Origin of the sequence: Bartonella sp. AP20NXHL (assembly GCF_042196165.1) — a bacterium.
Classification (GTDB): domain Bacteria; phylum Pseudomonadota; class Alphaproteobacteria; order Rhizobiales; family Rhizobiaceae; genus Bartonella.
In genome coordinates this window covers 1-8,502 of sequence record NZ_JBHIPV010000025.1, presented here as the reverse complement: position 1 = coordinate 8,502, position 8,502 = coordinate 1, and the positions used below count along the sequence as shown (strand labels likewise).

Annotated in this window: 3 protein-coding genes and 1 pseudogene; 1 reads left to right on the top strand and 3 read right to left on the bottom strand. The window is 45.6% G+C overall.

Features of this window, described 5'->3' with window-relative positions:
• The 3 genes from ACFILL_RS08355 to ACFILL_RS08345 all read right to left on the bottom strand — a co-directional run.
• Window positions 1-5,970: filamentous hemagglutinin N-terminal domain-containing protein (locus tag ACFILL_RS08355; RefSeq protein ID WP_375643722.1), on the bottom strand; the 5,970-nt coding region annotated here is incomplete at its 3' end.
• Between the two features lie 90 nt (window positions 5,971-6,060).
• Window positions 6,061-7,821: a ShlB/FhaC/HecB family hemolysin secretion/activation protein gene (locus ACFILL_RS08350; RefSeq protein WP_375643721.1), complete on the bottom strand. Its 1,761-nt coding sequence runs from the start codon at window positions 7,819-7,821 to the stop codon at window positions 6,061-6,063.
• On the bottom strand, window positions 7,814-7,993 hold the full coding sequence (locus ACFILL_RS08345) for a hypothetical protein (protein ID WP_375631742.1): 180 nt from the start codon (window positions 7,991-7,993) through the stop codon (window positions 7,814-7,816). Before ACFILL_RS08345 ends, ACFILL_RS08350 begins: the two co-directional genes overlap by 8 nt.
• Before the next feature lie 256 nt (window positions 7,994-8,249).
• Here ACFILL_RS08345 and ACFILL_RS08340 point away from each other — a divergent pair.
• Window positions 8,250-8,502 (top strand): annotated as a pseudogene (locus ACFILL_RS08340) (type ISP restriction/modification enzyme); the annotation flags it as partial.

The window sequence follows — 8,502 nt, the reverse complement described above, 5'->3', positions numbered from 1 at the left end:
TTTCGCTTCAAGGGCGATACGATCGACAAAAGGAGCGGTTTTTGGCAAAGATTGTCCAACACCTGCCATTTCCGTTAGTTGGCTGGTTAAGCCCGCCGTTAACATCGATGAGACAATGCTGAGAACATTCTTTGAAGAGCCAAGCTCATGCAAGGCGCCGGCAATGTTGCCGCGATTATTGACAAGAGCCACAGCGCTTTTGTTAATCAGTGCTTGGACACCTGCCTGTATCGCCGCATTCATGGCGGTACTCGAGCCAAGCCCCAAAGCACCGGTAATGGCACTGGCAGCGCCCGAGGCTGCTCCGCCCGTAACCGCCGTGACAGCCAAGGCCACGATAGCCGCACCGGCTTCTGTCAGCCCTTGGGCTTTATAATCCCAGTCTTTAAATTCAGCCTTAACTGCTTGCCAATCCACTTGCTTGGATAATTCTGGATCATCACGCAGTTGCTTGATCCATGCCATGCCTGGAGAGCGAGACAATTGCTCAAGAGATTTGTCTAAATCACCAGTTGCCTCATACTCAACAACAAAGCCATCACCCGCATCAAGCTTTATGCCACCCTTAGCATCTATGGTGACATGTTCGATGGTCTCCTTAAGGTAACCTTTATCGCTCTCACTCCACCACACAAGGTTTTCATTACGCTGATAAACATCCTTAAAATCTTGATCCTTGTTGGTCAGAAACTTGATTTTTCCCGTATCTGATGCCAAATGCGTCTGACCACCACTTGATAGCCCTGCCGCACCAAGTGTGAGATGCCCATCTTTGGCATGCATGGAGAGGTCGCCCTCTGCTTCTATCGTGGTTTTGTTTGTAGTAACTTCTGTTGATTGTTGACGAAACTTATTCTTTTGCTTCGATTTGTCGCCTTCTTTGCCCCTATCATCCAAATCAGAACTGTTAAAATCTTGCACCGAAGTCACGGTGAGAGCGCCACCACTGGTGAAATCACCATTGCCCTTGGCTTTAAACTTTCCCTCAAGGTTCAGTTCACCACCTGTGACAATGGTCAAATCTCCATCACTTTTGACTTCTGTCAAACGGTGCTCACTGCTTTGGGCGTTATAATGCCCTTTTTCCAATGTCTCCTTATGGTCACTCTCTAGCACTAATGAACCAAACGTAGCAGAACCACCGACAATCACCGTCATCGGACCGCCGCTGGTGAATTCCCCACCCTCTGAGCCAAGATCACCAAGGGATTGAATGTTTAATTCATGATCAGAGAGAATTTGTCCCTTCTGCCCAGCTCGATCAACAAAACCATATTCATTCGTGTCACGGATTTTAGCGGTACTATTGACAATCGTATCACCCGTCATGGTAACCGTATCACCATGAATAACACCGGAAGAATTGGCTAAAAGACCGTTACTGGTGAGTTCTACAGCACCTCTGGCATCTAAAAAACCACCATCATTAAACAATGTTTGCGTGGTCGAAACATGCAATGCATCATTACTTACCACAGCACCGCTATTGGTAAGACGGTCCGCATTCAAGGTGACGCCATTGCCTTTCAAACGCGCACTGGCAAGGTTTCCTTGCAATCCTTGTGCGTTTTTTATCCCTTGTTCTGAAGAGGAGGTTGGCGCCAAATAAACGTGGGGCACTAAGACCTCTTGTCCGTCTACAAGGTGGGTCTCAAGCCAGATCATATCCTTTTTGATCCCAGCAATCTGCTGAGGCGTTAAGGGCTTGCCTAGCTCTAACCCCAAAGGACCTTGCTGCTCCACAGCATTGTCATAAAGCCTTTGCATTTGAGCATTGGGATCTTCAACATCAAGAAGAGTGCGATTGCCTGTCAGTTCAAAGATTTGCTCACCCACCAGACGATATTCAAAATAAGCATCCCCCAATCTTTTAAACACGTGCTCAGGCTTATAATTGCCAATCTTTTTTAAGTAATAGTCCGATCCTAAAAATTTACTTGGGTTGATAAAATCCTGTCGCGTCTCAACTAAAAACGGCACATCCGGTGATTGGCTGCCAGCCAACTCTGTCTTGACAGAGTTAAGCCCATCTTGCGTTGGCACTTGTATGGATTCTGGTGCGGGTGTTTTTGTGCTTGGTGCAAAAAGCCCTTTGTGCCCTTTCAAACCATTGATGATGCCGTCCAATCGATCATCACTAATCAGTGGTTTGGAGCCATCAAAATCGGTGTTTTTAACACCAGCCAAACCTTTATCGCCAGAGCTTAAGCCAACTTGCTCAACCCCCTCACGCACCGCATGATTGTCAATATAGCCTGTCAACTTGGCATCAAGCGTGCCACCAGCTTCAATCGTGCCGTAAACAGCATCATAAGTGCGGACGGTTGTTTGGGTATCAGTATAATGTCCCTCATCTGTAATGCCTGTAATACCACACCCTCCTAATAATGTGTGGCAATGTTTCTTCCTGCGATGTGTTTCAGTTACAATCTTGGTTGTTTCGGTTAAATCGCGCCCCTCATTGAGCAGCGTATCACCCTGCATCTCAATGTTGCCATTAGCAGCAATCAAACTGTAGCTATTACGGATATCGCCGGCATTAATTGTCAGATGACGCCCTACTAAAATCTGTGCAGCATTATTGGTAAAATGAGGCTGCTGACGGCTAATTGTAGTGTCAACATCTTCCTTTATCTGATGGTGTTTAATATTAGTGCCTTCCCAACTTCCCGCAACGTAACTGTGAGAAATCACTTTATCGCTAACTTCAACCCCGCCTTCACGCATGTTGGTAAGCGCTGAGACATCGAAGATCATATCGCCTGACACGGCTTCTAAAAGACCCGAGCTGTTGATTACATGACCAGCCCGCTCTCCACTTAAGCCACGGATGATGAGATTGTCTTCAGCAATGACATCGGCAAACTTATTAATAAAATCCCCATCTAAGGAGAAAATGGCAGATTTCTTGGCATAAATCAGCCCGCTATTGCTCATATCAGCGCTCACATTGAGCGCAACCCCATCACCACTTGAACCAATACTGCCGGCATTGTCCAAAACATCTGCGGTTAAGACAAAAGCACCACCACTTTTGAGTACACCGTCTTCACCATTTAAAACCAGAGCAACTTGCCCCAATGACGGATCATGGCTTTCTGCTATAAGCGTAAAGCTGTCACTGGCTAAAAGCTGACCGGAATTGGCTAAAGATCCGAGAGTTGCTTCAACAACACCGCCCACCATAATACCGGAATTGCTTAAAACATCATGGCTGTTGAGAGTAAGTACTCCGCCTTGCGCTTCCACAAGCCCATCTTGGGTGAGTGTGCCTGCCTTCAGCGTTACATCATAGGCGCCAACCTCACTTGTCTCGCCCAGCGTCAAGATGCCATCACTGGAAAGCTCTATCCGCTTTTTAGAGACAATGCGCCCCGTTTGGCTGAGATTTGTTTGCGCATGCAAAGCAATGGTATCATTGCTTTCTATTGTGCCACTATTGCTTAAATCACCATGGCTGGTCAGTTGAAGGTCACCACGCTCAATCTCTATGTGCCCTGCTTGGATCACACTATCAGCAACAATATTAACTGCCCCTTGCGTAGAAATGAGACCATCAACATTCTCAAAACTGCCCACATCAATGCGCAAACCATCCCGCGCTAAAACATGCGCACCTTCATCATGTGTAGCGTTTTGTTGGTCTGAATTTGTCGTTTCAGCGCTTTTATTGACAAAAGACGTTGCAACAATCTTCATCTCACCGGCTAAAGCACTGAGAAGACCAGCCTCATTGTTTATATGACCAGCACGTATCTCTTTCAGCCCACCAATGCTGAGAGCCTCTTCAGCAATAATTCTGCCCTGTGTATTGCTCAGATTACCATCACTGAATAGATCCATAGATTTTTTGGCGTAAATCAGCCCACTATTGCTGACATTTCCTGCCACATTAAGGGCAACATTCTCACCACTGGAGCCAAGCACACCGGCATTGTCTAATTGCCCTGCGATCACAACAAAAACACCACCACTTTGAAGGACCCCTTCGGATGTATTCTTCAGAAAGGCTTGTTGCGGATCGGCGCCTTCTTGTGCGCTTACCATCAAATGCAAATCATCGGTTGCAATAAACGTCCCTTGATTGGTAAATGCACCAATATGAGCATCGACACTCTCACCACGCATTGTGCCGCTATTGATAACCCCATCACGCACTTGAAGGGTTAATGCTCCCTCTTGGGCTTCCACAGTCCCTGCTTGGGTTAAAGCATCAGCACTTAAAACCACATCATAACTTAAAATCGTACTCTCTTGACCGGTTGTGAGCATGCCCCCCGCTGTCAATGCAACCTGCTGCATACTGACAATATCACCCGTGTGATTGAGGGCACCATGGGCATCTAGCGTTATCTTCCCATTAGACCAGACAGTGCCTTCTTGGATCAGGGCACCGTGATGCGCATAAAGGTCAATTTTTTGCTCTGCCACTAAGCGCGCGCGTGATGTAAGCTCTGCTGCTTCCACCAAAAGAGAGCCGCCGGCGCTATAATGTCCAGCGCCTACAGTGAGCGCATCATCGGCGCTCAAGACAATATTCCCCTTGGCACCAATATGGTTGTTTAAAGCGGTGATTTGATTGGTTTTAATGGTCAGATCGCCAAGGGAAGAAACCCCTGTTTGATCATTGTCTTGCATGCGGCTTAGATCAATTGTTGCTGCTTGGATCTCTAAAAGATCACCAGCGGCTATCCGCCCATCCCCCGCCTCAAGCTTCGCTGCCTGTAAATACAAAGAACCCGTCGCTGACTGTTGACCATCACTCCCAATACCGCTTGCTAGAAGAGCATGGGACTGGAGCTTGATCACATCTGCGTGCACATCAACAGCACCGCTTGCCGCAACGCGAGCTTGCTCAGCCAGTTCAACATGTTTCAAAGCCTTCAGTTCAACTGCTTCTTCTGAAAAAAGCAGATCTTTCACATGCACACTATCGTGGTGAGAACGCGCTTTTACTGCTCCTTTGGCGCGTGCTTTGGCAATCACCAGCTTGCCATCACTTGTCAATCTCATGGCGCCTGCATTGGCAACCATGTCTCCTCGCATCTTAACGCCGGCGCCTTTATCATTGGCAATCACGCGGATCTGCCCCGCATACATTCCACCAAACTCACTGGAATCAATCGCCAATTCTGGCTCTTTGCCATCAGAACCAAGAGAAGTTGCTTCGCGCTTGTGATAATCAAAATGATTGTGACCAGCGATAACAGCCAAATCTCCTTTGACCTGTATGGGACCCCCGATACTGATCTTGCGCGAAACAAGATCAAAAATATCTAATGCACTCCCATCAGCCCCACGAGAACCTATGGTGATATCTCCACCCTCAACACGCAACCCACTCAAAGCGCCATCGGCTCCAATGATCGGTTGTCCGGTCGATAAAGTCACCCGTGGAGTATTGATAAAGCCACAACCGTTACAGGTAATCCCATTGGGGTTGGCGATAATAACATCCGCCATTTGCCCGTGTACTTCGCTCACGCCTTCAAGACGCGAGCGATTGGCACTCACCACTTCATTAAGGATAACCTTTGCTGCACCGCTATAACGCAAATTGCCGTTGCCTGGCACCAATCCCCCAAGCTGTGAACGCGAGACTTCCTCAGTCGAATTGTTCAAAATCACGCCATGGGTATCAACATTGAAACTGTCATATTTGTTATGAGAAAGACCCTGTCCATTGGGGCGAACAATATCAATCAGCGGCACATCATTGCCGGCTTTCCCCACCGTGGGGCGGAAAACAGAGCCAACCCCGTCAGCTGCTTTTATCCCTTGGCTCTCTTGTGCAACAGGACTTCGCGCTCCAAGCGCTTGTGCTTGCAACAACAAAGGCTGAAAAGCTAAGCAAAAACTTAAAACCAGTGAAAGCCCCTTATGGATCCCTCGCTGCAAAACACAAAGAACGCGCTTTCCTCGCTTGTATCCATATCCCAATCTATGCTTTTGATTTTTCAATCCCCGCATCTTCAGCTCCTCATAAAATTCTTTATCTCTTAAAAAAAACAACCCATATGGGTGTAAACAGCGCAGCGATATTTTTACCGCCCCTTTGCTCTAAAATCTCAATAATGCCCGTACTTGAAATAACCCTGTCGAATTTCCCTTTTCTCGCACTGTCGATTGGGTTAAAATATTCGAATAAGATACATCAATATCCGTAATGTCTCCGGTTGCATGGAAACCAAGAGTTGCCCCAACGAGGCTCCCGCCAAAACTGTTTTTGTTTGCATCATTGGCTACAGCCCCCAGATCAAGCGCCATATAAGGGGAAAATTGGCTTATAAATTTACGCCCCATTCTCGAAGAAAAACCTGGCAACAACAGCGACAATTCATTGCGCCAAAACGCCCCATTATTGCCGTAATAAATCGCCTCACGCACCCCGCGCACAGAGGAACTACCACCAAGCGATATTTGCTCTGAACTAAACAACGTGTCGGGTGATAATTGTCCTGAAAACAGCGTGTTATAGCGAAAGTTATATTGTTTGAGCGAAAAAGGACGCACGTAGCCTAGGGAAAAAGACAATTTGGAAAATTGCCCTTTGGGTGAATTTTTTGTTGTATTCTCTTGCTCTTTATCGTCATAAGCGCCAAGAATTGCCAACCCTTTATGAAACCCTATATGTGCGCTTAATTCTCCTCCAAGCCACTTGCGCGAATGATCAAGCTCAAAGGTTGCAATAGCCAGTTTACGGCTGGAAACATCAACCCGGCTGCCCATAATAAAATTATCAGAATATTTCCATGTCAACCGTCCTGTAAGCCAGGTCTTTCCCTCTTGATCACGGTCAATAACCCGTGAAATCCACGGTGTCAGCGATAAAGACTTACCCTCAGTCATAATATCGGAAAATATCCCCTTAACACTCGAATGATATTGGCTCCACGTCCCATCAAAACCTGTTGTCCAAGTGCCATAGGGAAGAGAAAATGATCCCGTTAGAGTATCACTATTGGGGCGTTTGTGAGAAAAATGATACGGACTACCATCCATAGAACGCTGATAGCTAAACGACCATTGATCATTGATCCCTAACAGATCATCAAAAGAAAGGCTCAAGCGCGTTTGATAAAGCCCTGTTGCTTTAGCGCCAAGATTATCGCTGGAAAGCGTAATAAGCCAAGGTTTCTGTTTTTCAATATGAACATCGAGTATCGAACCACCCGAATTGCTCCCCGCACCAAGATTAATGGTGGCTTGGCGTGAGAAAAGCCGATTGATTTGATCAAGCCCTTGCTCTATCTGGCGCAGATTGGTCGGCTTCCCAATAAGGTTTGGAAAAGCCGTGGTGATTTCTCCTTGAGATTTCCTTCCAACTTTATGCCCATCAAGGGTAATATCTTCCATCACACCTTCAACAACAACAATCTTGAGATGACCGCCGCTTAAATCTTGCTCAGGCAAATAAGCCCGCACTGCAATATAGCCGCGCTTCATATAAAGCTTGGTCACCGCTTTGAGCACTTTATTGATTTCGGCAATCCCCAAACACCGTCCTTCCCAAAGAGAAATGGCTTCATGAAGGTCGGTGTGAGAAATCAACTGAGCACCAACAAATTCAATGCTTTTGATTAGCAAACAGGTTGTACCAGACGAAGCACCATAGGGAGATGTGGTATCATCGTCTGGCAAAAAGACCCCATGGGTTTCGTTTCTACGGTGTAATTGCTGAAAACGCTGTTGTTGTGTTTGTTGTCGTTGGATGCTCTCTGATTGATTAATCGCTTTCTCACGAATGTTTTGGGCAAAACTCGGCAACGAGAAAAGGCACAAAAAAGCCGCAAAAACAAAAATGAAAAAAAATCTATGCATTCATTGTGCCCTCAAAGTGAGCAACCAAATGAACCATATCATCAGCGTCACAGAAAAAATCGCCAACCGCGTAACAATTTTTTAATTTTTTGATGAGAGTAATACTTATAACATCTGAGAGAAAAGCATAGACTGTACTGTATACACTTGCTTTATGTGTTGTGCAAACCATATCATTTCCCCCGCTTGTGAAGATTTTACAATGACACTGTTAAATGACAATCATACACTCTATATGCTTCTTAATTTTAAGGTGTTGCATGTAATATAATCTTGAGCTTCAAGTAAAGACTCTTATTCATAGAATAGACCAAATTTATTGGAACTGTTACATATTAGAGACAACAAAAAACACTCCATTATTATCGCTTGATAAGAAAAATAGTATGACAATAGCTTATTTACTAAAATAAGAAAAAAAGAAAATGCGTAATGCTATAACTTATGAAGAATTAGCATATTTTAAAGCCGCTTATCCTAATGAAAAAACACTAAAGATGATCTGTTTTATTATGTTTACGGTCTTTTGCATTCAGAAGATTATCGCACCCGTTATGCTGATAACCTCTCTAAAGAATTGCCTCGTATCCCGTGTGTAAAGAATGCTGATGATTTTTGGAAATTTGTGACAGTAGGGCGTAAACTGGGGCATTTGCACGTGAATTATGAAACTGTAGAGCC